The sequence below is a fragment of the Candidatus Thermoplasmatota archaeon genome (assembly GCA_034660695.1).
In the GTDB taxonomy this organism is placed as follows: domain Archaea; phylum Thermoplasmatota; class E2; order UBA202; family DSCA01; genus JAYEJS01.
Map to the genome: position 1 here is coordinate 1 of JAYEJS010000111.1, position 24,572 is coordinate 24,572.

Sequence of the window (24,572 nt, forward strand, 5' to 3'; positions counted from 1 at the left end):
CGTCTATTGGTCCTGATTCATCCTCATCATTTGTGCTTTGTGCATAAATGGTGTATTCCCCATTAGGTAGACTGTTGGTATCCCATTGGAAATCCAGATCCTGTTGATCGAGGAACCCATCTCCAGATATTGCAATAATTTTGTTAAACCATTCAGAACCATGCGTTGAGCTTTCGTAATATATGATTTTATTTATGGCATCCTCAACTTCCTGTGCATTTCTGCAGGCTAGTCTGCCAACGGCTACATCTGGGTACAAATCCAAAATATCTTCCGGTGGTCCATATTCGTTTGTCCATTCCGCAAAAATTCCATTTCCATTGGAATCCCAGTTATCAAACTCACCACCTTCTTTATAGATGTCTGCATAATAAAGGTCGCACAGGTACCCGGGTTCGCCCGAAATAAGGTTTGAATATCGCACCGGGATATGCCATCCTTCTGCCCCATAATTGACATGATCCCGTGGTTTCGCATAGATGAGTGATTTTAAACCACCGACAAGCAATACATGCTTGATGCCCCACGTTTCAACAGCATCTTTGATGAAATATTTTACCTGTTCCGGCTTATCAGCTCCCGCATACTCCCTATAAATTTCCTCTGTTGTTTTAATGAAGGTTTTTACATTATGATTGTTTTTGTGGTCAACAAGCTTCTGAAGAATTGATGAAAAGGTTGAAGGGGAAATAATTACGAGGTCATATTCACTCGTTTTCGGCAATATAGCCTTTTCCGGATTGTCAAAAGTGACTGTTATGTCGGCGCTGCCAGCAATATAAATTTTTCCTATTGCAGGTGCATATCGGATAGGGTAGATATTGACAATAACAAAAGTGACATGTTTGCCATCAGCGTTTAGTCCACAACCAACATTATAGCTGTACCAAGAAGAGGGAAAAGGATTGGAGCTTCTATATATTGCCCCATCTTTCCTTGGGGGAACGATATATCCTTTCATCGGTGAAAGGGGCGCTGGCGCCGGTGAAGGCATTATCTCATCTGAAATTGTCATCTCTTGAATTCTTTTTGGTGCAACCTCAACCCTGACATTTCTAACGCCAAAGGGAAGTTCGACCGTATTTAATACCCGCGGGAGCATCGGTTGACCGGGGTTCATTATATACAAGCCCTCCTCGTCAAAAAAGAGTTGTACATAACTATTATCGCCTTCAACAAGTGTTGGTATCGTAAAATCGATGGTCATGCTCTTAGATGTAGTTTCTGCATCCAGAGTATCCATATCAGCGTTCATGGCAACCCCGCTCACCCCTCCAAAAATTATCACACATACCGATATTATTGATATAATTTTTTTCATATTATCTACTGAAATATATCGTCTTTTGTATATAAAAGCTTTATTTAGCAACAAGTAGAATGATAAAGGGTTTTGCAGATTCCGGAAAAAACACGGCTTTAACGACAGAAGTTATATATCCGCAAAAGCGCGAGAGGCAGGCAATATCAAATAAAATTTTACAACCTTTTTCTGATCAAAAAGAAGAGCAGCACCCCGGCAATTATGATTCCGAATGCAATAGCAGTATAATCGTTCCTTTTTTCCTCCATTGTTATTTCTGCCACATTAGTTCCAAAAAGGGCAGAATCGGCACTGTCATATGATTTTACCAAGTATTTCAATCCCTCACCATATCTCCCCTTTGTAATTAGTTCGCTTCCTTTTTCATATTCTTTCATAGCTTTATTATCATTTTTGGCAATTTTTGCCATTTCGGCCCTTCTCTCCGCTATACTCAATGCCACAGAGGCAAATTCGCTCTTTATATCGTTATTTCCTATTTTTTTTATAATATCTCTCATATTTTGAAGGGTTATACGGTAACTGCTGTTCCATGCGCTGGTTACAAGCCTTCCTTCATTGTCATTGGCTACCAAAAAAATTTTTTGCATTAGAATTGCCTGTTGTTGCATTCCGGTATCCGATGCAGTAAGTATTTTGCCAGCATCTTCCGGTATGAGTCTGGTCAGCTCCTCCACCCTGTCGTTTTCCGTTATAAATACATCCTCGACTCTGTTGCAATCGCCGGTAATATTTCCATGGCCGAATTTGCTGAGCAACTTTAATGCTATATCTGATGCTTCTCCGTTCTTATATGCCCGGATTATGTTTGTATCGGATATGTGAACCGGGATGAAAATGGATGAGCACTGGTCGGGTGCAAACCATCCCATACTCAGGATGTCAAACCTGTTATATGGAATTTTAAAAACCGCGGCCGCTTTTTCCTTACCCTCACACATTCCTCTCATATCATCGCTATGCAAACGAGACCAATTCATCATGTCCTTCGGGGTAATCGAGCCATATTTTGATCGTATCCTATCCATCATCTCATTTTCCCATGTAAAATATTCATAACATACCTGCAGCTTTGCCGTTTTTCTGCTGCAGTCGAGCACATTGACCCTGAAAAATCCGACTACCTTGCCTCCTCCCTTTTTTATTTCCATTCTTTCTCCGAACGGAACTTGCCTTACCACCGCACTATCCTCTCCCACACCCACAACTTTTATCCCGAGCAATGAACCAAGGTGCACAGATCTTCCTTTTCTCACGTTCCCTTCAAATGTTTTGTCAAATGAGCTTGCGATGAATGCTTTTTTCAAAAAATTTTTTTCCCATAACTCTTTAGGATAATTTGACATGGCAGCAATATCGTGAACTTCTGTAATGGCATAGTTAAAGGCGTTAGCTTCCATAACAAACGCTTCTTCGGGGCCGACAACAAACAAATTTTCTGCCACGCCCGGGGCATGCATGGTCACTGTTTCAATGAGAAGGTCTCTGGCTTCTTTTTCGCTGCTTGCGCTCTGGCATGCATATCTTATCCAGTCAAAATCATCCCATGCGTTTCGTGTCGGATTTATCCAGTAAGAAGGTACATCGGCATCTCCGTACGCTATGCCCGCATCGCTGAGTGCCATCCCCGCCTTTATAATATCCGGGGGCACATCGCCTTTTGTAGCAACCCCTATGAACTTATGCTGTGTTATAAAGTGTATGTCCCTGCCGGTCCATGGGGTATGATAATCATAGCCGTAACTTTTGTTAACCATGAAAAGTACCTGCAACCCGGGTCTGGACGGATCGCGGACCTTGAGAAGGAGGTTGTAATCGCCAGCAGTGGCATCCCCAATTGCAATGATGTCCTTGCATGCCACGGCCCCCTGGGCAATCAAAATTAGGATGGAAAGAGCCGCCAGCAAACCCAGCAAGCGTTTCATATGTATTAATAGAATTCGCTAATAAAAGGTTAATGCATTGTCTGGCTATCACAGGAAACTTTTTAGGGCATTACGCCGATTATGAAATGTGACCCTTGTATTGGTAAGGTATGGCGAGATAGGGCTCAAAAGCGAGCATGTAAGAAAGCAATTTGAGGATTTGCTGATTGCCGACATAAAAAAAGCTCTTTCTCATTATGGGATAAAGCATAAAATAAAAAAAACATGGGGCAGAATTTTTGTTGAAGTTGACGATTTTGAGCAGGCGGTCAAACCCCTCAAAAACGTTTTTGGTATAACGTCATTTTCACCCGCGGCGGAAACAGAAGCGAATCTAGAAAGCATATCCAGGGCTGTTGCAGATTATGCAAAAACGATCAATAAAAATGAATCGTTTGCCATCCGTGCAAGAAGAACAGGAAACCATGATTTTACCAGCCAGAATGTGGCCGCACGAGCCGGGCAGGCCGTGGTGGATGCAACACACGCCCCTGTCAATTTAAAAAATCCCGATAAGGAAATATTCATAGAAGTGAGGGATGAAAAAGCTTTTATTTTCTCCAAAAAAATTGAGGGGACAGGAGGTATGCCATATGAGAGTCAGGGAAAGGCAATAGGACTTGTAAAAGATGAGAAAGATATGCTTGCATCATGGCTGATGATGAGGCGAGGCTGTACCGTCGAATTTGTGTGCAATAAAAAAATGAAAGATAAAATAAAGGAAAAATGCATGTGGAGGGATGTGAATACCCATGTTCATGAAGAGAATATCTACGCATTTGCAGAAAGCCTTGCCATCAAAAAAGGGGCAAAGGCAATAATAACTGGTGAAGAATCATTTGAAAAAAGAAAACTACCCGTCTTTTACCCCTTACTAGGATTTTATGAGGTGAAAAAATAAGAATAGTTGTCTTTGGAGCAGGGGCTCTTGGTTCGTTCATTGGCGGCATGCTGTCCAGAAAACATGATGTTTTGTTAATTGGAAGGAGAGACCATGTTCATGCGATAAAGAAAAATGGATTGAAAATATCTGGAAAGACAAATTTTATTGCTTACCCGGACGCAACTGTTACCATGAAGGAGGGCAACGAGATTGACATAGTCATATTGGCTGTAAAAGCTTATGATACGGAGAAAGCAGTGAAAAAAATTGCGAATATATGTTCTGCGCCCATACTGTCGCTGCAGAACGGAATAAAAAATGAAGAAATAGTCATGGAAATCTCGGGTGAAAAAAGAGCGATAGGTGGCATTACGACCCATGGGGTGAGATATATATCGCCGGGGGAGGTATGTCATACAGGGGTGGGAGAAACAATAATAGGGGAGATGGACGGTTCGATTAGCGAGAGAATAAAAAAATTTGCAAATATGTTAAGTGAATGCAGAATAGAAACGAAAATAAGCGAGGACATACGCAAAGAAATATGGCGTAAAGCGATTGTCAATGCTGCCATCAACCCCCTTACAGCCATTTTGAGATGTAAGAATGGATATCTCCTTGAAACCACGCACACTAAAAAACTGATGGAAGATATCTGCAAGGAAGCAACCATGGTTTCAAAAAGTGCCGGCATAGATGTAGGAAACGATGTTATTAAAAAAGTAAAAGAAGTTGCGTATCTAACCAGAGAAAATCATTCTTCAATGCTCCAATCAGCCATTAGAAATAAAAGAACGGAGATAGACTACATAAATGGCGAAATTGCAAGGATTGGCAAAAAAAATGGAATTGAAACGCCGATAAATTCAACACTTGTTGCCATCATAAAAGCGATGGAAAAGTAGCCGCTGTTGCCCCATAGGGCATCGGTTTTTCTAAGCAGCAGTGAAACCGATATCACGGCAGATTTACGGTATCCGGGTTGGCCTTGTGGTCATTCTTGCGTCCCAAAGGGACCCAAAGATACAGATAATGTCGCTCCACACTTGCACCCCTAATCACTTATCATAAGGGCCTTCTTATGGAGCATTAAAATAATGGGACAGCAGTTAAAAATGTTATGGAAGGGCAACCTTTTTGAGGTTTTGCCCCATATGTTGTATGAACTGTATATCTATACGTTCCGTGAGCAGGAACGAACTCATTGACATAACCGGGCAGTGGAGAATGGCTACGTCATCCTCTACGTGCCCCACACCACCACTGCCATTACAATAAACGAAGGGGCATACCCTGTGTAAAGCATGACCTTATCACCATATGGAAGGCAACAGCGATGCTCACATTAAGTCAAGCATCATAGGCTGTGGCCAGACCGTGCTCATAGAAAATGGTAAATTGCTGTTAGGCACATAGCGGCATATTTTCTTCTTTGAAGGAGACGGACCAAGAACAAGAAAGGAGTATGTGGAAATCATCGGGAAAAGAGAGTGATAAACAACCTGCCGTTAGCCCAATTTATTTACCCCTACAAAATTGAAAAATCAGTAGAAAATGTAAAAATGTAGGGATAATCATTTTATGTATTTCCTGTATTCATTGATGTACCGCCTGAAGAACCATGTTGCAAATATTGTTTCATCTCCATTTATCTGACTGCGCTCGAGGGCATTGTAATAGCCTGTACGATGTGCATAATCTATAATGAGCATCGGATAGCCGTGCTTTTTGAGAACAAAATTTGCGAATAGTCGTAAAATGCGTCCATTTCCGTCAGCAAATGGATGAATGGTAACAAATTTGAGATGAACAAATGCTGCAAGATGAACAGGATGAAATCCGCCTTTATTTTTGCGGTACCATGCAAAAAAATTCCGAATAAGGTTGTCCAGTTCTATAGGCGTGGGCGGTTCAAAGGAGCTTCCCGATATCCCGATGCTGTGTTTTCGTGTCATGCCTGCAACGTCATGCTTTGTGTACTGAAACAGTTTTTTGTGCCACTGAAGTACAAGCTTCAGGGAGATATCGCCGCCGTGTGCAAGCATGTCACAGAAAATCTCTTTATGGGCTTCTGTTTCGCGCACATCCTCCACAGGCCTTCTCGAGGGTGTGATGCCCTTTTCAAGCAGGTCTGCCGTTTCCCTGAGGGTGAGTGTTGAACCCTCTATTTTGTTGGTGTGGTAGGTAAAACGAATGGCAAATTGTCCGGTATCCTTTTCCCTCAGGGAAGGTGGCTTCGTTTTTTGCTCGTTTGTATAGCCTCTCTTTATTTTGTCGAAATAGGGATACCACCGTTCTTCACAGATTTCGATGAAAAATTTTTCTTTCATCCCCTCAATATTGCCGGGTATTTCCTTTCCAATATATTTTTCCTTCTTTCGAACTTCACTGCCCACCCTGTAACTGTGCTCGAGGTAATAATATGAATTGCCGCCAATGTTTTTTTCTTTAGCGAAACCATACCCTTATTACCCCTACAAATTTATAAATTTTACTATTTTTAATAAAATGTAGGGGTAAAACAATGTCCTCGCACCGGCAGGCATCTGTATAAGAAAGGGAGAGCGACAGGAATGACTGAAACTGCACGACACATGAAGGAACATTTATATGGTGCCATAACCTAATAAGAAAGGTGATTATAAAGCAAGGAGAGGACGGGTACTATGTTTCAGAAGTTATCGAGCTGCCCGGATGCCATACACAGGCAAAGTCCGTCGACGAACTTATTGACCGTACAAAGGAGGTCATCTCCTCATACCTTGAATGTCAGAATGTTTAGGGAATGAATTAGACTCCAAATTTTGCACAGTATAAATTTTATAAGCACATAGTTCATTCATCTTACAAGAGGAAAATTAATGAGAAATGATAATACAAAGAAATCCATATTCCAAGGTTATTTTAAAGAGGTGAGAAGTAAATGTCTTACTCAAGATTCCACCGAGGGCACACTTAGGACACCATTTGAAAATTTTATTAATAAAATTTAAAAATCACTCAAAAAGCCAGTCTTCATCCGTCATTTTATAAGAAATAATTTCTTGAGGGCTAAACCATAGGGCTATTTCGTGCTTTGCCATTTCTTCGGAATCGCTTGCATGGACAATGTTCCTTCCTATTTCCTGGGCATAGTCGCCCCGTATTGTGCCTGGCATTGCCTCGTCTGGATTGGTGGAGCCTACCATAGCTCTTACTCTTCCAATGACATTATTTCCCTCCAAAACCATTGCCAGGACAGGGCCCGAGGTTATGTATTCTATTAGCCCGTCATAAAAAGGCTTGCCCTTATGTATGGCATAATGCTTTTCTGCCAGTTCTTTTGATACCGACATGAACTTGATTGCAGCAATTTTTAGTCCTGCTCCCTCAAATCTTTCAATAATTTTTCCTGCAAGCCTTCGCTGCACTCCATCTGGCTTCACCATCACAAAAGTTCTTTCCGTCATTTTACCTGCTGAAACGCTTTGTCCATCGCACTCTCCTGGGCTCCCTCCCAAACTTCAAAAAATTCTTTCTGCATTTACTGGAACAGAAATAGTACACTGTCCCATCTTTTTTTACATACATTGAACCCGTACCAGGCTCTATTTCCTCTCCACAGAAAGTACATTTTCTTTTTGTTACCATATTATTTCACTGATAATTTTCTAGCTTCTCTTTCGGCTTCTCTCAACATAAGAATATCCCCGAGTCTGACAGGGCCCATAACATTTCTCGTTAAAACTCTGTTTTTTTCGCTCCCTTCCAGTACCTTTACCCTGACTTGTGTCACCTCTCCGCACATACCAGATTTGCCTATAACTTCTACAACTTCCGCGGGGATACTTTCCTCAGCCATGGTTATCTCTTAATTTCCTGCAGTTTTTTAGCTACGTCATCCACAATGCTTTTTCCTTCGCCCTCATCAATTATGGCAATGGCGGCGGTCGGAACTTTCAGTCCAGCAGCTCTCCCAAGATCATCCTTTGAAGGAACGTAGGCATATGGCACTTCCTTCTCCTCGCATAAAAAGGGTATATGGGCAAGTATCTCCTCAGGGCTCACGTCAGTAGCCATCACAACAAGTTTTGCCTGCTTTCTCTCCGCCTGCTTGGTCACTTCGTTAGTGCCTTTTCTTATCTTTCCAGTGTCTCTCGCTTTTTCAACTGCTTCATATACCTTGCTTGTCAATTCTTCCGGCATTTCAAATTTTACATACATTGGCATTTTATCGCCTCCTTCTGGTTTTACCATCATTATTCATAGGCAGAAATCGAAATAGGGATGGAATATATAAGCATGGTGGTTGGGACTTTGGCACTTCGAGATATACTGAAATTATTATATACGATATTGCCCATATATGTATCATGAAGCATCACAGCCGTTTTTATACCCATACCACTCTTTTGATTGTTGTCTCCTTGCTGTGCGCACCGCTTGTAACGCCATCTTTTTTCGCCTCTCGTACGAATTCTGCAGGACAGTTTGCCATCAACCTCGACTGCAGTACGGACAACGGCACCATTGTTCCATACGCCGAGCTGAACTCGGGACCGCTCCCCATCCATTATGTGAAAGGCAATGACATCACAGGGCAATACAAAGAGGTAGGAATTGATTTCATCCGTACCCATGATTTCTACGGGCCAACAGACATAAGTACCATCTTTCCTGACTGGAATGCAGACCCCGAAAAAGAGGAAAGCTACAATTTCACCAGCAGCGATTACTACATCACAGGCATCGTAAATGCAGGGTGCTGCATATTCTACAGATTGGGAGAGAGCGCAAGTGATAATGAAACACTCCGCCAGCCGCCGCAAAACTTCAGCAAATGGGCAGAAATATGCAAGCATGTCGTCATGCATTACAACGACGGATGGGACAGCGGCTACAACTACAATATCACCTACTGGGAGATATGGAACGAACCAGATCTTGATGGCTTCTGGAATGGAACGGCAGAGCAGTACTATGAATTATACAAAGCGGCAGTCCAAATCCTCAAGGAATACAACGAATCACTCAAAATCGGGGGGCCGTGCACCTCATCGGTGGGCAACGCCAACTATACCACGGGCTTTCTGGACTACATAACGGAAAACGAGCTGCCTCTTGATTTTTTCTCGTGGCACATGTATGCCGACAGTCCCGACGAGCTGTACATGGCATCACGTACAGTCCGAAAAATGCTTGATGATTACGGCCTCGCAGACTGCGAGAACATAAACACCGAATGGAATATAAACATACTTTCGCCCCAGCGGGACAACGACAACGCCAAAAATGCTGCCTTCACCGCCTGTGTCCTCACGGCATTTCAAGATGCTGGCATTGACCATGCTTTCAGGTATCGTGGCACACAGGACAACAACTTGCTAATGAAGTTGCTCGGTTTTGACCTCAGCATCTTTGCATACGACGGCACCTACAAAACGCCTGCCCTAACATATCTTGCAATGCATTATCTCGTGAGAGACGGTCCCATCCGCCTCTCTACTCCTCCAATGAATACTTCCGATGGCATATCATATCTTGCAGGCATTTCAGGGGATAAAACAAACGTGAGTGTTCTCATAAGCAACTACGATGCGCCTGATGTTTCATACACACTCAACATAGCAAACCTTCCGTGGAATGAATGCACCGCCGTCTACTATCTCATTGATGACAGCCATCATCTCGAAATAACGGAGAATGAAACGCTCTCATCCTCTAACTGCAGCATAACCACGACCATCGAGAGCAACACAGTTCAATTCATCCGCCTTACGAACTCCACTTCGCTGCCTGATGAGGGACCGGAGGTTGCGTCCATTCCGTTCCTGCTGCGCATATCTCTGCTCGATCCGTTTTTCCGAATCATGGGACTAATTTTATTGTCAATGGTATTCGGCTAATTTATCACCTGAAATTTCATTCATGCGATAGTTTCCCGTCTTTTTATATTTTCAATTATTGTCATGATTGCTACCGGTACCGATAAACTTATAAATACTGTCCTGTTTAAAATATGGAGCAAAAAAATGATAGGAAAGAAAACAATGTTGTGTCTGCTGGTAGCATCAATATTTTTAATGCCCATATCGGCAGTGAAAGATAGAACTATAAATATGGAAGAAGTGACAACCACCGAGGAAATCAATGTTCCTGTTACCATACTAAACACCGGATGCATCGGAGGAGATGATGAGCCGGAGATAACCGACGATGAAGGCGATACGCGGTTCGGTTACGTAGATGTGCTGTGGGCATCGTTCTATGAAGTGCCTGATGAGCCGGAGTATCTCTATGCGGCAATGAAGATTGCAGACCTGGAAGACAAAATAGGAACTGTATATGCCATACACTGGCACTATGACGATATGCACTACGATGTGGCATTCCACAATGGCGTGCTTATCCCACAGATGGTTTTCGAACATTGGAGTTGTGCTTACCATGAAAGACGGAGACCTGTAGATACATGGAACGATACCTACAATACGGGCTACTTCGATCTGGAAACAGGAGTCATCACATGGAAAATACATAAAAGCTGTATAGGCAATCCCCAGCCCGGCGATGTGATTACGCAATCATACGTTTTCACTGCACAGAGAATCTCCAAACTGGGACTGATACCTTTCGGCAAGCATCTTTTCGCATCCTTCAGCGACGCAACAGACCCCGATGACAGCGAGGATTACATCATACAATACTGAAGATCGCATTCCCCACCACAAAAACCTCTTCTCCTTTTCAGCGGAATGCTGCAAATCAAACTGTGAACAATCGACAAAATAAAATATGAGCAACGGCATTTATCAGGGATGCCTGTAATAACTTTCGACTATGATGATTTGATATCCCTCATGGGCAGGAAAATCGAGAGAGATGAACTTCTGCAGAAGATACCCATGATAGGGGCGGAGATAGACAGGGTTGAGGATGGAAGCATCTCCGTAGAGTTTTTTCCTGATAGGCCTGATTTATTGAGCGTTGAAGGGATAGCAAGAGCGATGCGTTCGTTCCTTGGGATAGAAAAGGGAATGAAAAAATATGGCGTGATGAAGCCTTCGATATCATTAAAAGTGAACGAGGGCATTAAAAAAGTCAGACCGCTTATTTCCGCTGCAGCGGTAAGAAATGTTAAGATGAATGAGAATTTCATCGTTTCCATGATGGAACTGCAGGAAAAACTGCATTTCTCGATAGGAAAAGATAGAAAAAAGATGGCTATAGGACTCCATAACCTTGATGCCGTTACACCCCCATTTGCCTATATGGCGGTCAAGCCAGACGAGGTGGAATTCATACCCCTCGGCGAATCACGGGAAATGAATCTCGATGAAATACTCCAGAGGCATGACAAGGGGATAAAATATGCACATCTTCTGAAGGATTACAGCACATACCCTATAGTACTGGATAAAAATGGAAATGTGCTTTCATTTCCGCCGATAATAAATGGAGAGTTGACCGCCGTCGACCTCTTCACGGAAAATCTTTTTGTAGATGTCACCGGAACCGAGGAAAAGGCGGTTGATAATGCTTTGAATATCATTACCGCAGCATTGGCCGAGAGAGGCGGAACGGTTGAAATGGTTGAAGTTGTTGATGAAAAAATCAGAAATACCCCCGATTTTAGCCCCGCTAGTAGTGAAGTTGATGTGCGTTATGCAACAAAAATATTGGGATTTGATGTTAAAAAGCATGCTGTAGACGCTCTTGAAAAAATGGGATTTGACGCACGACTTGAGGGTAACAGCATAAAGGTTGCAGTACCTCCGTGGAGGGTAGACATCCTTCACCCTGTTGACATAGTGGAGGATATTGCTATTGGATATGGTTATGATAAATTTTCTTCACAGCTGCCCAGAAGTATGACCTTTGGAAAATGTATTTCATGGGAAAAAATTCATGAAGCCATGATAGGAATGAAATTTAATGAAGTTGTAACAATATCATTATCAAACGAGGAAGACCAGTTTAAAAAAATGAATATCGAACCCAGAGAAATTGTCGGTATAGAAAACCCGATATCCAGCAAGCATTCATGCGTGAGGGTCTCACTTCTGCCTTCCCTGATGGAGATTTTATCAAAAAACAGGCACAATGATCTGCCCCAGATGGTGTATGAAATCGGGGACGTGGTTGAGATGTTGGACGGAATACCCTTCAACAAAATGATGGTGTCTGGAGTTAAAATAGATGCCAAGACAGGTTTTACCGAATGCAAGTCCATCGTTGAGGCGTTATTGAGAAGCATGGGAGCGAAAGCGCAAGTCCAAGAAAAAAGGCACGGGGCTTTTATAGAGGGAAGATGTGCATCATTAACTAAAGATGGCGAGATAGGTTACTTTGGGGAGATACACCCTTCAGTGATATCCAATTTTGATCTTGAGTATCCCGTTATAGCATTTGAACTGAGTGCTGAGAGGCTGCTTTCTATTTCTGAAAATAAATAGGGCAGACGATGTGTCAGCATGACAAATTTTTATAAAGCCGCAAAGTATTTGGATAAAAAATGTATTACACGGTGAAGCGGGTGTAGTGTAGTCTGGTATCACATAGCCTTGCCAAGGCTATTACTCGGGTTCAAATCCCGGCACCCGCATATGGGCGGCCTGACTTTTATGTCATGTTGCAGATGGTTGCCGCTTAAAGAACATTAATATAAGGCTGTTGACATTAAGGCGGTGAGATGGTCCAATGCAACCAAAAGAAAAATTAATAGAACAGGCCTATCATCTTGCATTTAAATACGAATCAGAATTGGGTAGCTGTCCCCAATGTGTTTTGGCGGCTATCAAAGAGACTCTTGATGTGGGAGATGAAAATACAATCAAATCAGCAGATGCGTTGGCTGGAGGAACCACCCTGTCTGCAGAAGGAACCTGTGGTGCCTTGGTGGGAGGGATGCTGGCCATAGGCTCTATTTTTGGAAGGGGGTACGATGATTTTAAGCAGGGCAAAAATAAACGACGCGTGTTTAAATACGGAAAAAAATTGTATGACCGCTTCGTTGATGAATACGGCTCGCCAATCTGCCGGGATGTCCAAAAAAGGATTATGGGCAGGTCATTTAATCTACTGGACCCGCTGGAATACAAAGAGTTTGAGAAAGCAGGCGCTCATGTGGATAAATGTCCGAGCGTGGCTGGAAATGTAGCCAGATGGACAGCTGAAATAATTTTAGATGAACTTAAAAAGTGATATCATTTGTTCTTTGCTTGCGCGACGGATTATATGGCACCAAATTATCCCCACAGCACTTTTTCAGCAATTTTTGCAACTTTTTCCCTTGCCTTTTCTGGGCAGCAAACCATTATTCCCCAATCAGTAATGCCCCTCATCTGAAGTGCGTTTGCAAGAGGGGTATATTCGCTCAAAGGCTTTACGTCTCCCTTATCCAGAATTTTCACGTCCATTTTTCTGAGGCGGGGCTCGGAAAGCAGTATGTCTCTCCCTGGAACATCTACGATTACATAGCCGTCGTCCAGTCCTGCCTTTTCCGCAATCTCATCCTCAATTTTCCCGACTTTTATGTGTGCCAGATATTCCTTTTCCTCCTTTTTCAGTTCAGAAAGAGTCATTGTATAAGCTCTCTTAAATAGCCTCCTGTATTTTAATCGGAGTGCAATATCTCTCTGAAATTTTCCCATGCCTTTCATATGCTCCATCAGCTCCCCGTCGGTCATCTGGGAAAAATCGAATAGCTCCGCCCTTTCAACTGCCCTAACGAGCATCAATTCAGCTATACGGACGGTCTTGTGAAGATAGACAGAAGAGTACATCAGCGAGCGGGCAACAAGCATGCTTTCTATTGCGCTCACCCCCTTTTTCTCAGCGACTACATGCCCATCGTGAATTTTTATTGTCTGCATGAGCCGGTCAAAATCAATGACCCCGTAAGCAACTCCCGTATAATGAGCATCCCTGAGAAGGTAATCCACCTGGTCTGCATCAACCGGGCCATGAATAATTTCAGATAAATAGCCCTTCTCCCCTGACAATATGGACACAATATCCCATGCATCGATGCCGTATCTGCCGAGCACATCCTTTATTTTCATTCCATCTTCGCTGTCATCAAGTCTCCTTCTGCCAGCAATCATCTCTCTGGTAATCTCGACATGGTCTTTCCCCACCCTTTCGTGCATCAAATATTCCAGTGTATGGGAAAAAGGCCCGTGCCCGACGTCATGGAGGAAGGCGGCCGCAGCCACCCTATCCGTTTCCATCTTTTTTAATCCAAGCGAGTCCGCCATGCGTCTTGCAACATAACACGTTCCGAGAGAATGCTCCAGGCGTGTATGATTTGCCCCGGGATAAACAAGGTATGTAAAACCGAGCTGTCGGATGCCGTGAAGACGCTGCATCTCCGGCAGACCCATCAATTCCAGAAACAGTCCCTCAATTCTTATATTTCCATGAACCGAGTCCCTTATTGTTTTGTCCCCATTCATCTCTTTCTCCATATCCCCCGTTTGGATTTCCACATTATGAAGAGTATGCCAACGGCTGCAACCAGCATAACGAAGTCAAAGCCAGATGTTTCTTCTTTTGCCTTTACAGTTATGGTTGTCCTAGTGCTTGAGCTTTCCCCGTCATCGTCTGTGACAGTCAATGTTACGATATAATCTCCCTTTTTATTATATTTGTGGCTTAAAAGCTTGCCATCTTCCTGAACAAAGCCGTCTCCAAAGTTCCATGTTGCATTTACGATTATGCCGTCAGCATCAGTCGATAAATCTTCGAATGATATATACTTTCTTTCCTGTGGTTTTTCCGGCTTATATGAAAATTTTGCGATAGGTTTTGCATTGAGAACTTCCATCTCTTTTGCTATGGATATGGATGAGCCGTCATTATCTGTTACCATAAGAGTTACAGTATATACGCCGTTGTCGGCATATTTGTGAGTTGGATTCTGTTCATAGCTATAATTTCCATCGCCAAAGTCCCATGTGTAATTGGCTATCGAGCCGTCGGAATCGCTGGAATTATCGGTGAATAGTATTTCATCCAAATCAGTTATATTGTTCTCAGGTGAATAACTGAAATCTGCAACTGGCGGCAAATTTGCTATAAGGATTGAGTGTGATACAGTAGTACTTGCACCATCATCATCAGTTACGGTCAATTTCACTGTGTAAATCCCGTTATTGGTATACATGTGCAATGGATTCTTTTCATCGCTTGTATTTCCATCTCCGAATTCCCAAGAATAACTCACGATATGGCCATCGGCATCACCAGAGGAATCATAAAATGAAACGTTGTCAAGGTCATATGGCGACGGTGGGACATAGTAAAAATCTGCCATAGGTGGGGCATTCCTTACAAAAACATTGTATGTAATTGTACCGGAGGCACCATCATCATCTGTCACGGTGAGGTTTATCATATATGTTCCGTCATCGGAGTAAGTATGGATTGGATTCTGGGCCGTGCTTGTCTGCCCGTCTCCAAACTCCCAGTACCATAAAACAACGCTTCCGTCGGTATCGTAAGATTCGTCACTGAAATGGATTACATCGACATCTTTAGGTGAAGACGGAGAGAATGAATAGCCCGCAACCGGCGGCACATTGGATATATTTATATGTTTTGTTACTGAATCAATGCCATTATCGTTATCTATAACAATAAGAATTACGGCATATGTACCATTGTCAGCGTAACTATGACCGGGATTTTGCACATAGCTGATGTTTCCATCGCCAAAGTTCCATGTCCAGTTGACTACCACGCCATCTGCATCTATCGACGTATCGTTGAAATGTATTATATCTGCAGTACTTGGGGTTAGTGGCGAATATGAGAAGTTGGCAACAGGTGGGTCATTTGCCACAAATATCTCTTTTTGTATGGTACTGGAATCCCCGTCATCATCTTTTACTGTTAGCGTTACAATATATGTATCACTGCCTGCATATGTGTGTGTTGTATTGTCTCCGTAGCTTATGTTTCCGTCCCCAAAGTTCCAGCTCCAGTTTACAACAAATCCGTCAGGATCATCTGAATTGTCTATGAAATGTACGGTATCCATGTCTGTAGGATCTGGCGGAATCCACGAGAAGTTTGCTATAGGGGGAACATTTGCAACATGTATTTCATGCGATACTGTTCCGTTATTTCCATCGTTATCGATTATCTCAAGTGTTACGTTGTATATGCCATCATCTGAATATGAGTGGAATATCTTATAAGGGTTCTGTCCTTCAGACGGTAAAAATGTATATGCATTACTGTCACCCATGTTATCAATAAGTTGGGAATCTTGCAGTTCTGATACATTTTTTATCTCCCCACTTGGAATGTATGAAACGGCATAGTCATACGCTTCTCTTATCGATTTTCCTTCATCTATTTTCTCAAAAAATGGATGGAAAAAGAATGATCCAGCCCAATTATCTTCTGTTGATGAAGTATAAGACCAACCAGCACAATGGCCAGATTCCGAAATAAGTATTCTATTAGTTTCATTATCTATTCCTGAATCAAATCCAGGATCACTGGATGCATCTATAAAATCTCCGCTATAGCAAGTATCAACAAGAATGGTTAACCTTTTGCAGTTTATAGTATCTACCCAACTATCAAAGATATCTTCAGGCAAATCTGAGCTGCCATCTTCAAAGCAAAACACTGCTTTGTTTGTTTCATCGCTATAATTTCCATGATTTACTAAATAAATTAGGATATCATCATTCGGTCCAACACTAGAAGCGAGTACATTAATTTTATAATGAAGAAGTTCATACCAGTTGTTAACCCCCTCGGGTAAAGAAGATGCATGACTATAGTCTATTTGTGGCGGAATATTTGGTCCTCCTATTTGCGGAGGTGGCCCTAATAAATCATTATGCCCGCCATAGATGCTAATATTATTATCATTATCATGCCAGAGCATGAATATGATATGATCATCTCGGTAACCATGCGCTTTTAGCGTGTAATATGCCTGTAATCCTTGTGCTGGAAAGCCATCTGAGTTCGGATACAGTAAATCATTTGCAGAAACACATATGAGAGCCCATTTATTGGCTTTTTCATTTATTTCATTTATTATTGTTGTATTCCCGTCTCCGAAATCCCATGTCCACGATACTATATTTCCGTCAAGATCCACGGACATGTCAACAAAACTTATCTCCGTCCATGTATCGATCCCTCCTGACGGAATGTAGGTGAAATAGGCAACGGGCAATCCTACCATTCTTATTAGGGGATAATGGTCAACATTTATACCTCCCGGGATATTGTAGGAGCTGTCTCCTATGCCGTTGAAATCGTTATCCTCAAACTCTTGGTCGTCCCAGTAGTTGCCGATACTGCCACTGTCCCAGTTGTCCATACCGCTGTCGTATGCGTGTACGGTATTATTCAAAAAGTTGTTGAGATATATGTCGTTGTCCAATGACTGATTTGCATATAGTCCGTATATGTTGTTCTCAAAACTGTTGTATAATATCGTATTATTATTGGAGAACTCCTGAAGTTTCAACCCGTGAACGGAATTGCCGCTCACATTGTTATCTCTTATTACGTTATATAATGAATATGAAAACACCATTCCGTTGTTGTTACCATATATGCTACAATTTTTTATTTCCGAATGCTGCATACTATCAGCCGTCACACCTGTAAAGGAGTTATCACGTATGATGCAGTCCTCCACAGTCGCATTTACGGCATGAACATAAATGCCATAATAATTGTCGTAAACATCACAATCGAAAATCCCTGCATTGCTTCCAAGAATGCTCAATCCGACATCATTCCAGCAGTTCCTTATCCCGAAGTCGTGAATTTCCACATCATTGCCCATAACGGTGAAGGCAGCCATACCATTTCCCTCTACTATTGTATCCTTTTTGCGTGCCCCGCTTAAGGTAAGCTTTTTGTTTATCATTATGTTTTCTTTATACGTTCCAGGAAATACGAAGCAGTCACCACCTTCATTTACTATTCCTACTGCTTCGCTTATGGAAATGAAGTGATCAAGGCCCCAACCAGGGAATAATTCGCTAAAGAGAGGATTGACCCATACAAAAGATGGTGGATTTTCGATTGGGCAAATAAGTGGATATGCATCCATTTCCCCGCCGTTTATCAAATAGGCAGTATCTCCCATGCCGTCCATATTTGTGTCTGCGCCTCCATAATCGCTCCAGTAATTTCCAAGAACATAATCGTATGCAGAACCCCATTCATTGCTGCATATGTCGTAAGCGGTATTATTTATGAAATTGTTATGGTATATCATGTTTCCATTTGAATTCTGAGTAATGTATGTGCCATAGTTACCATTATTTTCTATATGGCAATCGCTTATCTGGTTATTGGTTGAGCCGTGGCTTATTTCTATGCCAAAATAAGAATTGTTGTAGATGGCATTGCCAGAAATTTTCAATCCTGCGGAATTGAAGAGATATATACCCTTGATATTTTCGTAGAAACTACTGTTTTCAATATTGCAGTTGAACGAATTGACTGCGTAGAGACCAAAGATGCCATACCCTGCATTGCAGTCAATTATATTCGCATTATTGGAATTCTGTATTTTTATTCCATTGTTATTTGCGGATATTGAGAAACCTCTCACGTCAACATTGTCTGCGTTTATAAAGATGCCGTCATTATCGGAATTTATTACCGCACCATGCTCTCCGATAAGCGTGATGCCTTTCTCTATTGCGCATCCATTATAACTTCCGGGATATACATAACATTTCCCTCCCTCACTAAGATTGTCTATTGCCTCTTGCACATCATCAAAGTGGTCTATTTTCCATCCGGGAGTTGCAACATTATAATCGTCGTCCACCCACACAAACAAAGAAGGGGTTGTTATCTGATAGATGAGAGGACGGTCATCTTCACTCCCCCCATATATGGGGTAAGCTTCATCACCCATTCCATCTCCGTCAGCATCTGTTCCGGTGTAATCACCCCAGTAATTGCCTATGCTTGTATTCCATATATTGCCGCATTCGTCGTAAGCATTTTCCCCGTTGCCTATAATATTGTTGTGGTGTATCAAATTGTTTAGGGAAGGAAAAACAAAATCGCTTATGTATATACCGTAGCCTTTATTGTCAAGAATATCACAGTTCGTAATAGTGTTATCCGATGACCCATCTATTGCCAACCCGACAATATTCTCAATAATATTGCATTCTTCTATGGAAATGCTAATAGAATTTCTCAAACGGATGCCACAAAAGTTCTCGCGCAGCTTGCATCCGCGAACGGTAATATCGTGAGAACAGCTCACATTGACAGCTTTATTTTCGTGGTTATAAAGTAAAGAGTATTCGACAGAAGAATTATTGCAATTATCAAAAACTATGCCCCACTCTCCGCCATAGATTTCCGAATTCAGTACAGTATTGTTATATGAATGCTCCCCTTTTATGCCTGTAGGATTATTCTCAATGGAGCAGTTAATTAATTTGTTACTGTTGGTATTATGAAGCAGTATCCCCTGTTTTCCATTCCCAGATATTCTGCAATTTTTTACCATTGCATTACAGCCCCCCAAACTTCCGTCTATCTGTATGCCTGATAATGCTCCGTTTGTGATTGTAAAATTTGTTACAAGGACATCGTTTGTGATAATGTATATGGCGTTGGAGTTTCCGATTCCGTTAAGCATGACATTGCTTTCCCCGATGAGCTGTATGCTCTTGTATATGAAAAGATTTTCATTGTATGTACCATCGAAGACATAAACAATATCTCCGTTGTGGGCATTGTTTATTGCGGCCTGAATACAGTTATATTTATTGTTTTCTTCGTCGGGAACCCATGTCGAGTCCACAAAAAGAATATTTCCGGTGGGGAAAGCATTGCATATTCCTTTATAATTCCCGACGCTCAAGAATAAGAAAAGTATAACTACCAGTAATGTAATTCCGACCCCTCTCTTTTTCATATAAACACCTTTATATCAAGAAATGCCCTACTTACACTTAAAGTTTTTTATTTTTATTAGCTTTCGACTCTCTACGCTTACTTAATTTAAAATAATAGTGGGGTACCAAACCCCAAAAAGCAGAGGAATTTGCTTTTTCAGATAACTTCAGTATCTAGGGCTGCGCTTTCTGAAACATTCCCTACAGTAGACAGGTTTTCCCTCTTTCGGCTCAAACGGTACTTCACATTCTTTACCGCAATCGGCACAAATTGCCTTGCACATCTTTCTTGGTGGCCTGCCAAAACCGCTACTGCCTTTTCTTTCCCTATACATTTTCTAACCTTTTTACCCCCTATGGGGCGGTTTAGTATCCTAATCTCATATTCATAATGATGGTTTTTTGTCATATGTGCTACAATTTTTTATCAAACGTTAAATAGTATCTCTTATTATAGCCTTGCAAATGAATATTGTATTGCATGCAGTCGGCGGATACGAGGAAGTGGGCAGAAATATGACCTGCCTGGAAATTGGAAAGGAGGCCGTTATTTTGGATATGGGAGTTTATCTTGACAGATATGTTCCTTTACAGGATAACGCCGGCAAATTATCTTATCAAAAACTTGTCCAGGAAGATGCTATTCCAAATGATAGCGTTATTTCCCCACTGCGGAAGAAAGTAAAAGCAATTATTTTAAGCCATGCCCATCTCGATCACATAGGGGCCATACCATGGATTGCCTCGCGTTATAATTGTCCGATTTTCTCAACGCCATATACAACAGAAATCTTGAAGAGTATGAAAAAAGACAAATCTTCCGAGCTGAAAAATAAATTGGTTGCAATTAATCCAAATTTTACATACAGAATTTCCAAGAATATCGAGGTGGAGTTTATTCACACAACCCACTCCATCATCCAGGCCTCAATGGTCAACATTTCCTTTTCTGAGGGGAATATCTTATACGCACTTGATTATAAATTTGATAATAATCCTGTAGTAGGAAAAAAGACAAACAAAACTAGGCTCAGAGAACTGGGAAATGGGGGAACAACCGCATTAATCATTGATTCCACAAATGCCGAAGCAGAGAACAAAACCTTCTCAGAATCCGTGGCGAGAGAAATGCTACGGGATGTTCTTCTTGGGATGGAAACAGAAGGGCACGGCATTATCGTAACGACATTTTCTTCCCACATTGCGAGATTAAAAAGCATTGTTGATATGGGGAGATCTCTTGGACGGGATATCGTTTTCATAGGCAGATCTTTGCATGATTATGTCAGTGCGGCAGAGAAATTGGATTTCGTGAAATTTTCTGGAAGTGTAGAGATGATAAAAAGTGCTTTAATGGCAAAAAAGAGGTTGAAAGAATTGCATATGGAAAGAGAAAACTGCATAATAGTGGCAACAGGCGGTCAGGGAGAACCAAATGCAACCCTTTCAAAGATGGCAAATGAGGTGGTACCTTTCAAAATCATGCCAGAAGATTCTATTGTATTTGCCTGTGGAGTCATTCCGACCCCCACCATCCAAGCAAACAGAAAAATTTTAGAGCATAAGATTCATAATAGGAAGGCCAGAATATTCAAAGATATACACGTTTCCGGGCATGCCTCTAGAGAAGACTTGAGAGATTTGATAAAAATCATCTCGCCAAATACAATTGTTCCCGCCCACGGAGATATGCAGAAGCTGGCATCTGTGGCGATGCTTGCATCTGAGATGGGCTATAGCCTGGGAAAGGATGTCCACCTGCTCCAAAATGGACAGAATGTCTTGATAGAAAGGATGTAACTGATAGGCTACAACGGGCGTATAACAATTTCTACTGAGTTCATAGCGGATATAAAAGCGTCTACGTCTACTTTCTTGATTTCATCGGCTGAATTCTCTTTTACGATTTCTCCATTTTCTACCTGATAATCTCCTGCAGGAACGTAAAAATGCAATCTTGCCTCGACATCCATCTCAAGATCGTTTTCTACGTTTGCAGTTACAGTGGTGACAGAACCGTCGTTACGGGAATAGGTGTAATTAAGCCTGTATAATGGAATAGAATATTTTGGCTCTTTGTAGTTGTAGGAATTTACTTTTTCATCATTTACTTTGATAAGGCGGTAGCCCCAGTAGGCATCTTCATCACCCAGACTGCTTGCAACTGTTGTTGTAGTCACATATATAGTACCATTCTTAACAGTTACATTGTCATAATGGACGTGCCCCGCGAATACTGCATCAACATCATATTTTTCAATGAGACCGAGCAATTCTTCTCTTCCCTCATACTCATTGTTCAGAAGGGAGTCATTTTTCGTATCCCAGAGTGGATTGTGATGAAGCATCACGAACCTTAATTTTGCATTCACGGAGTTTTGCAGGTCATGTTCAATCCATCTCATCTCCTCTTCCCTGATGTGTCCTCCCCAGTTGAACGCAAGATAAGAAAATGCCACTCTGCTCCTGGCAGGCCAATCGTAGGAATTAACCGACGTAAAATGATAATCGCCGTAGTCAAATGAATAATAAAGGGGGCCAAAAAGTTGTTGCCAGAATTTAAACCCATCCTGCCCGAACTGGATATACCCGTCGTGATTCCCGAGACAAACAAATGTGGGTACTTGGAAGAGCTGGAGTATATCATAACATTTTTTGTATTCTATGGGGTATTCAAAAGGATAAAGTTGCCCGAAAACCAAATCACCTGTTATAATAACAAAATCGGGATTTAGAAGATTTATCTCTCTAATGCTCTTTTTAGCTGCCTTCCATCCAACGGTCTTGTTTATGTCGACTTTCATTCCTCTCGGATCCCCTATGTGAAAATCGGTTAAATGAACAAAAGAAAAAGTATTCTTGAACTCTTTTACTACCGATACTGCTCTTGGCTCTCTTGCCTCGAAGATTTTTCCGTCTGTTTCTACGACGACGGTAATGTTGTACAGGTCTTCATCTGCATCTGAAGGAACTTCCACCAATATTTCCCAGAGATGTGATGTACCATTATAAGTTACATCTCCTACGCGAAGGGAAATTTCTTCCCATACAATATCGTAAGCCGTTGAAAGAATGCATTTCCATTTCCCCTGTGATTCGCTGAATTTCACCGTTATGGTAAAATTCCCTCTTTTTGTTACTATTGCGGGCATTCCAGATAAGGGATACATAATTTTTATTTCAGAATCTCCATGGTAACCAGTTACATAACTTTCACTTACCCCCTCACTCTCATTTTCGAGGGTTATATACGTTTCGGATGGCTGTGGCGAAGTGGCATGCAAATCATTGCCAATTGAAGGAGACACGCCGATTAAAAACGTTACTGCCAATACAAAAAATGCTATTTTTTCATCGCTTTTATATCCCCTTTCTTTTTTTAACCTTTTTGGAGCAAAGCCAGCACAAGAATAAAAAAGAATTATATCATTATCATTTTATGAAAGTTTGTCTGGGCGGTACGTTCGGCATAATTCACGAAGGGCATGAAGCACTGTTAAAAAAAGCATTTGAAATGGGCAAAGAGATAACGATAGGTATTACAACAGATGAGATGGCAAAGAAGTTGGGGAAAACGGTAACAGGTTATGATGAGAGAAAAAAAAATCTGGAAAAATTCTTTGTAAAAAAATTTGGCAGAACTGCCAGCATTACGCCCCTTGACGATCCTTACGGACCTGCAGCGTATGGAGATTTCGATGCCATTATTGTATCTCCGGAAACTTTGAAAAGGGCAAAAGAGATAAACGAGATGAGAAGGAAAAAAAATATGAGAGAGCTGAAAATAATAGAGATTCCTTTCACGTTGGCCGATGACGGTATTCCGATCAGCTCATCGAGAATAAAGAATAGGGAAATAAAGGATGGGAGGAGGATGAAGCCGCTCGTTGTAAAAATCAGCTCTTCGAATATCGCAAAGATCTCAGCTACCAAAAAAGCATTCAAAAAATTTTTCGGCTATCTTGAAATAAGATTCGAAGGCATTGAACTGAAAACAAAGCCCCAGCCTTTCGACGAAGAAATAATGAAAGGTGCAATTCATCGAGCCAAAAAAGCCATCTCCATGGCAGATTACGGCATCGGGATAGAATCGGGAATAAGAGAAGAAGATGGAATATGCATGGTCGAGCAGTATTGTGCCATAATTGATAAAACCGGTTATATCACTAGGGGAAAAAGCCCGGCATTCGAATGCCCTGAATGGATTTTGAATGAATTGAAGAAAAAAGAAATGAAAGAAATCATCCCCTTCAAAAATGAGGGAGAGAAAGAGAATGGGGCAATATGGTATCTCTCCAAAGGAAAAATAAGCAGGGAAGAAATTATAGAAAAAGCTGTAGAGATGGCGTTACTTCCCAGGATTGGATGGTGAATGATACGTGCTCATAATGACAGAACGTACTACCAAAAGTGATGATTTAAGATGGCATGATAATTCTTGAATAACTCGTGTTGCGTACCTAATGGTGATAAACATGAAAACAAAATATTTCATTGGACTGGATGTCCATAAGGAAAAAACCACATATGTGGTGAAAGATAGAATA

General features: G+C 41.6%; 20 protein-coding genes and 1 tRNA gene. 10 read left to right on the forward strand and 11 right to left on the reverse strand.

All coding sequences use genetic code 11. The features are described 5' to 3' along the window. Both U9O96_05500 and U9O96_05505 read right to left on the reverse strand, forming a co-directional pair. Nucleotides 1-1,321, reverse strand: a 1,321-nt coding sequence (locus U9O96_05500; protein ID MEA2054555.1) for a C25 family cysteine peptidase, incomplete at its 3' end; no start/stop codon positions are given. A gap of 158 nt (nt 1,322-1,479) precedes the next feature. Further along, on the reverse strand, nt 1,480-3,249 hold the full coding sequence (locus tag U9O96_05505) for a hypothetical protein (GenBank protein ID MEA2054556.1): 1,770 nt from the start codon (nt 3,247-3,249) through the stop codon (nt 1,480-1,482). An 88-nt stretch (nt 3,250-3,337) separates the two neighbouring features. Between U9O96_05505 and U9O96_05510 the strand changes: the two genes are divergently transcribed. The 3 genes from U9O96_05510 to U9O96_05520 all read left to right on the forward strand — a co-directional run bounded on the left by U9O96_05510 (nt 3,338) and on the right by U9O96_05520 (nt 5,548). Continuing rightward, complete coding sequence (locus U9O96_05510; GenBank protein ID MEA2054557.1) at nt 3,338-4,150, forward strand: THUMP domain-containing protein; 813 nt, start codon at nt 3,338-3,340, stop codon at nt 4,148-4,150. Nucleotides 4,151-4,152: 2 nt separating this feature from the next. Next, nucleotides 4,153-5,037, forward strand: a complete 885-nt coding sequence (locus U9O96_05515) for a ketopantoate reductase family protein (protein MEA2054558.1) — start codon at nt 4,153-4,155, stop codon at nt 5,035-5,037. A 415-nt stretch (nt 5,038-5,452) separates the two neighbouring features. After that, a complete protein-coding gene (locus tag U9O96_05520) occupies nt 5,453-5,548 on the forward strand; it encodes a YjbQ family protein (protein MEA2054559.1) in 96 nt (31 codons plus the stop codon). 158 nt (nt 5,549-5,706) lie between these two features. Here U9O96_05520 and U9O96_05525 read toward each other — a convergent pair whose 3' ends face one another. The 5 genes from U9O96_05525 to rpl7ae all read right to left on the reverse strand — a co-directional run bounded on the left by U9O96_05525 (nt 5,707) and on the right by rpl7ae (nt 8,341). Next, on the reverse strand, nt 5,707-6,528 hold the full coding sequence (locus tag U9O96_05525; protein ID MEA2054560.1) for a Fic family protein: 822 nt from the start codon (nt 6,526-6,528) through the stop codon (nt 5,707-5,709). Between the two features lie 600 nt (nt 6,529-7,128). Beyond that, a complete protein-coding gene (gene ndk / locus U9O96_05530) occupies nt 7,129-7,581 on the reverse strand; it encodes a nucleoside-diphosphate kinase (GenBank protein MEA2054561.1) in 453 nt (150 codons plus the stop codon). Nucleotide 7,582: 1 nt separating this feature from the next. After that, nucleotides 7,583-7,762: a 50S ribosomal protein L24e gene (locus U9O96_05535; GenBank protein MEA2054562.1), complete on the reverse strand. Its 180-nt coding sequence runs from the start codon at nt 7,760-7,762 to the stop codon at nt 7,583-7,585. Nucleotide 7,763: 1 nt separating this feature from the next. Beyond that, nucleotides 7,764-7,973, reverse strand: a complete 210-nt coding sequence (locus U9O96_05540) for a 30S ribosomal protein S28e (GenBank protein ID MEA2054563.1) — start codon at nt 7,971-7,973, stop codon at nt 7,764-7,766. Between the two features lie 2 nt (nt 7,974-7,975). After that, nucleotides 7,976-8,341 carry a 50S ribosomal protein L7Ae gene (gene rpl7ae / locus U9O96_05545; GenBank protein ID MEA2054564.1) on the reverse strand — a complete coding sequence of 122 codons (366 nt, stop codon included), beginning with the start codon at nt 8,339-8,341 and terminating at the stop codon, nt 7,976-7,978. 143 nt (nt 8,342-8,484) lie between these two features. Here rpl7ae and U9O96_05550 point away from each other — a divergent pair, with 143 nt between their 5' ends. The 5 genes from U9O96_05550 (at nt 8,485) to U9O96_05570 (ending at nt 13,315) form a co-directional block, all read left to right on the forward strand. Next, the gene (locus U9O96_05550) at nt 8,485-10,017 is read left to right on the forward strand and encodes a glycosyl hydrolase (protein MEA2054565.1); all 1,533 of its coding nucleotides are present in this window, start codon (nt 8,485-8,487) and stop codon (nt 10,015-10,017) included. Between the two features lie 126 nt (nt 10,018-10,143). Further along, a complete protein-coding gene (locus U9O96_05555) occupies nt 10,144-10,821 on the forward strand; it encodes a hypothetical protein (GenBank protein MEA2054566.1) in 678 nt (225 codons plus the stop codon). A 108-nt stretch (nt 10,822-10,929) separates the two neighbouring features. Next, a complete protein-coding gene (gene pheT, locus U9O96_05560) occupies nt 10,930-12,567 on the forward strand; it encodes a phenylalanine--tRNA ligase subunit beta (protein MEA2054567.1) in 1,638 nt (545 codons plus the stop codon). 76 nt (nt 12,568-12,643) lie between these two features. Beyond that, a tRNA-Gly gene (locus tag U9O96_05565) sits at nt 12,644-12,716 on the forward strand. 95 nt (nt 12,717-12,811) lie between these two features. Beyond that, nucleotides 12,812-13,315 carry a C-GCAxxG-C-C family protein gene (locus U9O96_05570; protein ID MEA2054568.1) on the forward strand — a complete coding sequence of 168 codons (504 nt, stop codon included), beginning with the start codon at nt 12,812-12,814 and terminating at the stop codon, nt 13,313-13,315. A 44-nt stretch (nt 13,316-13,359) separates the two neighbouring features. Here the strand turns inward: U9O96_05570 and U9O96_05575 are convergent, their stop codons facing one another. The 3 genes from U9O96_05575 to U9O96_05585 all read right to left on the reverse strand — a co-directional run bounded on the left by U9O96_05575 (nt 13,360) and on the right by U9O96_05585 (nt 20,360). Then, a complete protein-coding gene (locus tag U9O96_05575; GenBank protein ID MEA2054569.1) occupies nt 13,360-14,568 on the reverse strand; it encodes an HD domain-containing protein in 1,209 nt (402 codons plus the stop codon). Next, on the reverse strand, nt 14,565-20,045 hold the full coding sequence (locus tag U9O96_05580; GenBank protein ID MEA2054570.1) for a PKD domain-containing protein: 5,481 nt from the start codon (nt 20,043-20,045) through the stop codon (nt 14,565-14,567). Before U9O96_05580 ends, U9O96_05575 begins: the two co-directional genes overlap by 4 nt. A gap of 147 nt (nt 20,046-20,192) precedes the next feature. Next, nucleotides 20,193-20,360, reverse strand: a complete 168-nt coding sequence (locus U9O96_05585; protein MEA2054571.1) for a CxxC-x17-CxxC domain-containing protein — start codon at nt 20,358-20,360, stop codon at nt 20,193-20,195. Between the two features lie 130 nt (nt 20,361-20,490). Here U9O96_05585 and U9O96_05590 point away from each other — a divergent pair, with 130 nt between their 5' ends. Beyond that, nucleotides 20,491-21,825, forward strand: a complete 1,335-nt coding sequence (locus U9O96_05590; protein MEA2054572.1) for an RNase J family beta-CASP ribonuclease — start codon at nt 20,491-20,493, stop codon at nt 21,823-21,825. 8 nt (nt 21,826-21,833) lie between these two features. On the opposite strand, the gene U9O96_05595 is transcribed toward U9O96_05590, so the two are convergent. Continuing rightward, nucleotides 21,834-23,357 (reverse strand): metallophosphoesterase, encoded by a 1,524-nt coding sequence (locus U9O96_05595; GenBank protein ID MEA2054573.1) that lies wholly within the window; start codon nt 23,355-23,357, stop codon nt 21,834-21,836. Nucleotides 23,358-23,464: 107 nt separating this feature from the next. Here U9O96_05595 and U9O96_05600 point away from each other — a divergent pair, with 107 nt between their 5' ends. Continuing rightward, nucleotides 23,465-24,397, forward strand: a complete 933-nt coding sequence (locus U9O96_05600; protein ID MEA2054574.1) for a pantetheine-phosphate adenylyltransferase — start codon at nt 23,465-23,467, stop codon at nt 24,395-24,397. The last annotated feature ends 175 nt before the right edge of the window (nt 24,398-24,572 follow it).

Excerpts from the sequence above, each read along its gene's own strand:
- rpl7ae (MEA2054564.1), bottom strand. The coding sequence starts at position 8,341 with ATGCCAATGTATGTAAAATTTGAAATGCCGGAAGAATTGACAAGCAAG.
- U9O96_05550 (MEA2054565.1), top strand. The coding sequence starts at position 8,485 with ATGAAGCATCACAGCCGTTTTTATACCCATACCACTCTTTTGATTGTT.
- U9O96_05570 (MEA2054568.1), top strand. The coding sequence starts at position 12,812 with ATGCAACCAAAAGAAAAATTAATAGAACAGGCCTATCATCTTGCATTT.
- ndk (MEA2054561.1), bottom strand. The coding sequence starts at position 7,581 with ATGACGGAAAGAACTTTTGTGATGGTGAAGCCAGATGGAGTGCAGCGA.
- pheT (MEA2054567.1), top strand. The coding sequence starts at position 10,930 with ATGCCTGTAATAACTTTCGACTATGATGATTTGATATCCCTCATGGGC.
- U9O96_05555 (MEA2054566.1), top strand. The coding sequence starts at position 10,144 with ATGATAGGAAAGAAAACAATGTTGTGTCTGCTGGTAGCATCAATATTT.
- U9O96_05580 (MEA2054570.1), bottom strand. The coding sequence starts at position 20,045 with ATGAAAAAGAGAGGGGTCGGAATTACATTACTGGTAGTTATACTTTTC.
- U9O96_05540 (MEA2054563.1), bottom strand. The coding sequence starts at position 7,973 with ATGGCTGAGGAAAGTATCCCCGCGGAAGTTGTAGAAGTTATAGGCAAA.
- U9O96_05535 (MEA2054562.1), bottom strand. The coding sequence starts at position 7,762 with ATGGTAACAAAAAGAAAATGTACTTTCTGTGGAGAGGAAATAGAGCCT.
- U9O96_05520 (MEA2054559.1), top strand. The coding sequence starts at position 5,453 with ATGGAAGGCAACAGCGATGCTCACATTAAGTCAAGCATCATAGGCTGT.
- U9O96_05575 (MEA2054569.1), bottom strand. The coding sequence starts at position 14,568 with ATGAATGGGGACAAAACAATAAGGGACTCGGTTCATGGAAATATAAGA.
- U9O96_05600 (MEA2054574.1), top strand. The coding sequence starts at position 23,465 with ATGAAAGTTTGTCTGGGCGGTACGTTCGGCATAATTCACGAAGGGCAT.
- U9O96_05590 (MEA2054572.1), top strand. The coding sequence starts at position 20,491 with ATGAATATTGTATTGCATGCAGTCGGCGGATACGAGGAAGTGGGCAGA.
- U9O96_05505 (MEA2054556.1), bottom strand. The coding sequence starts at position 3,249 with ATGAAACGCTTGCTGGGTTTGCTGGCGGCTCTTTCCATCCTAATTTTG.
- U9O96_05585 (MEA2054571.1), bottom strand. The coding sequence starts at position 20,360 with ATGTATAGGGAAAGAAAAGGCAGTAGCGGTTTTGGCAGGCCACCAAGA.